This is a genomic window from Micromonospora sp. (assembly GCF_048594385.1).
Classification (GTDB): domain Bacteria; phylum Actinomycetota; class Actinomycetes; order Mycobacteriales; family Micromonosporaceae; genus Micromonospora; species Micromonospora wenchangensis.
Map to the genome: position 1 here is coordinate 1 of NZ_JBMDWU010000077.1, position 3,578 is coordinate 3,578.

Consider the following 3,578-nt stretch of genomic DNA (forward strand, 5'->3'; position numbering starts at 1 on the left):
CGCCCCGGGGCGGGACGACCAGCGGGGCCTCCAGCGTCAACTCCTCCACCTGGGCGCAGCCGACCTGGTCACCGGCACGGACGGCCAGCTCGACGAACGCCGTGCCGGGCAGCAGCACCGTCCCGGCGAGGTCGTGTTCGGCCAGCCACGGGTGGGTCCGCAGCGACAACCGGCCGGTCAGCACGGTGCCGTCGGCACCGGCCAGCCCGACGACCGCGCCGAGCAGCGGGTGTGCAGCCGGACGCTGACCCAGACCCGGCACGTCACCGCCGCCCGCCGGGGCGTCCAGCCAGAGCCGACGCCGCTGGAACGGGTACGTCGGCAGGTCGGTGACCCGGGCGCCGGTGGGCGCGAACCAGGCCCGCCAGTCGACCGGGACACCCCGGGTGTGCAGGGTGGCGAGGGCGGTCAGCAGGGTCGCCGCCTCGTCCCGGCCGCCGCGCAGCACCGGCACCAGGGTGACGCCCCCGGTGTCGGTGACGCACTCCCGGCCCATCGCGGTGAGCACCGCGTCCGGGCCGACCTCCAGGAACGTGGTGACACCGGCCGCCTCCAGGGTGGCGATCCCGTCGTGGAACCGGACCGCCTCCCGGACGTGCCGCACCCAGTAGCCGGGGGTGGTGATCTCGTCGGGGTCGGCGAGCCGACCGGTCAGGTTGGACACCACCGGCACCCGTGGCGGCGCGAAGGTCAACCCGGCGGCGACCTGGTGGAACTCGGCCAGCATCGGCTCCATGTGCGGGGAGTGGAACGCGTGGCTGACCCGCAGCCGCTTGATCCGGCGTCCCCGGGCCCGCCAGTCGTCGGCGAGCGCGCCGACGGCGTCGTGGTCACCGGAGAGCACCACCGCGCGCGGCCCGTTGACCGCCGCGATGCCCACTTCGGTTTCCCGGCCGGCCAGTTCCCGGCGTACCTCCTCCTCGGACGCCTCGACGGCGACCATCGCGCCGTCCTCCCGCATCGCCTGCATCAGCCGGCCACGCGCGGTGACCAGGGTCGCGGCGTCGGGCAGCGACAGCACCCCGGCGACGTGCGCGGCGCTGATCTCGCCGATGGAGTGCCCGGCGACCAGGTCGGGCCGGACGCCCCACGATTCGAGCAGCCGGTACAGCGCCACCTCGATGGCGAACAGCGCGCTCTGGCTGTAGACCGTCTGGTCGAGCAGCGCGGCGTCGGCGACGTCGGGTTCGGTGTAGAGCACCTCCCGCAGCGGCCGGTCGAGCTGCGCGTCCAGGTGGGCGCACACCTCGGCGAACGCCGCCGCGAAGGCCGGGTACGCCGCGGCCAGCTCACGGCCCATGCCGAGGCGTTGCGCGCCCTGGCCGGTGAAGAGCATGGCGAGCTTGCCGGCCGACGGCGTCCCCTGCACCCACTCGGCGGGGTCGGTGCCCCCGGCGGCGGCGCGCAGGGCGCGGACCGCGTCGTCCCCGGCCGGGGCGACCACCACGGCCCGACGTTCCAGCACCGCCCGGGTGGTGGCCAGCGAGTACGCCACGTCCAGGGTGGCCCCGGTGTCGGCGACCAGCCCGGCCTGGGCGCGCAGCGCCTCCGCCGAGCGGGCGGAGAGCAGCCAGGGCAGCACCGGCGGGGTGGCCGGGGCGTCCCCGTCGGCCGGCGTCGCCTCGACCGCCGGCGCCTGCTCGATGATGACGTGCGCGTTGGTGCCGCTGATGCCGAACGAGGAGACACCGGCGCGGCGGGGCCGCTCCAGTGCCGGCCACTGCTGCGCCTCGGTGAGCAGCCGGACCGCCCCGGCCGACCAGTCCACCTGCGGCGACGGCTGGTCGGCGTGCAGGGTGCGGGGCAGCAGACCGTTGCGCATCGCCAGCACCATCTTGATCACACCCGCGACGCCGGCCGCGCCCTGGGTGTGGCCGATGTTCGACTTGATCGAGCCGAGCCACAGCGGCCGGTCCTGCGGACGGTCCTGACCGTAGGTGGCGAGGACCGCCTGCGCCTCGATCGGGTCGCCGAGGGTGGTGCCGGTGCCGTGCGCCTCGACCAGGTCGACCTCGTCGGGGCGGACGTCGGCGGCGGCCAGCGCCTGCCGGATGACCCGCTGCTGAGCGGGGCCGTTGGGGGCGGTCAGCCCGTTGGACGCGCCGTCCTGGTTGATCGCCGAACCGCGCACCACCGCCAGGACGTGGTGGCCGTGGCGTTCGGCGTCGGAGAGCCGCTCCAGCAGCAGCATGCCGGCGCCCTCGGACATGCCGGTGCCGTCGGCGTCGGCGGAGAAGGACTTGCACCGGCCGTCGGAGGCCAGCCCCCGCTGGAGGCTGAAGTCCAGGAAGGTGTCCGGCTTGGACATCACCGTGACCCCGCCGGCCAGCGCGAGCGAACACTCACCGGAGCGCAGCGCCTGCACGGCCAGGTGGATCGCCACCAGCGACGACGAGCACGCGGTGTCGACGCTGACCGCCGGCCCCTCCAGGCCCAGGGTGTACGAGATCCGCCCGGACGCGACGCTGGCCATGCTGCCGTTACCCAGGTAACCCGCCAACTCCTCGGGCACCTCGGACAGCCGGCTGCCGTAGTCGTGGTACATCACGCCGGTGAACACCCCGGTCGGGCTGCCCTTGAGCGAGGTCGGGTCGATCCCGGCCCGCTCCAGCACCTCCCACGACGTCTCCAGCAGCAGCCGCTGCTGCGGGTCCATCGCGACCGCCTCACGCGGGCCGATGCCGAAGAAGTCCGGGTCGAAGTCGGCCGCGTCGTAGAGGAAACCACCCTCCAGCGAGTACGTCCGGCCGGGCTTGCCGGGCTCCGGGTCGTAGAGGTGGTCGAGGTCCCAGCCCCGGTCGGTGGGGAACGGCGCGATGGCGTCCGCGCCGTCGACCAGGAGTTGCCACAGCTCCTCGGGGGTGCGGACCCCGCCGGGGAAGCGGCAGCTCATCGCGACGATGGCGACGGGTTCGTCGACCACCGGCCGGACCACCGTGGTCGGCTGCGCCGGCGCCGGTCCGCCGAGGGTTGTGCCGTGCAGGTACCCGGCCAGCGCGGTCGGGGTCGGGTAGTCGAACACCAGGGTCGCCGGCAGCCGCAGCCCGGTGGCGGTGTTGAGCCTGTGGCGCAGCTCGACGGCGGCCAGCGAGTCGAAACCGAGTTCCTTGAACGCCCGCGCCGGCTCGACGGCGGTGCCGCTGTCGTGGCCGAGGACGGCCGCGACGTTGGCCCGGACCAGGTCGAGCAGCAGCCGGTGCTGGTCGTCCGCGTCGAGGGTGACGAGCTGCCGGTGCAGGCCGGAGCCGGTGACCGGGGTGGCCGGACCACCCGCCGCCCGCCGGGCCGGGAGCCGGACCAGGCCCCGGAACAGGGCCGGGAGCTGCTGGCCCTGCGCGCGCAGCGCGGCGGTGTCCAACCGGACCGGCACCAGCAGCGGTTCGTCGTCGGCGACCGCCGCGTCCAGCAGGGCCAGACCCCGATCGGAGTCCAGTGGCAGCACGCCGGAGCGGGCCATCCGGGCCACGTCGGCCTCGCCCAGGTGCGCGGTCATCCCACTGCGCTGCTCCCAGAAACCCCACGCCAGCGACGTGGCCGGCAGGCCCAGCGCCCGCCGGTGCGCGGCCAGGGCGTCGACG

At 75.2% G+C, this 3,578-nt stretch carries 1 protein-coding gene; it reads right to left on the bottom strand.

Annotated elements, in window-relative coordinates; genetic code table 11:
- Positions 1 to 3,578, bottom strand: a 3,578-nt coding sequence (locus ACOJTC_RS03605) for a beta-ketoacyl synthase N-terminal-like domain-containing protein (protein ID WP_420115724.1), incomplete at both ends; no start/stop codon positions are given.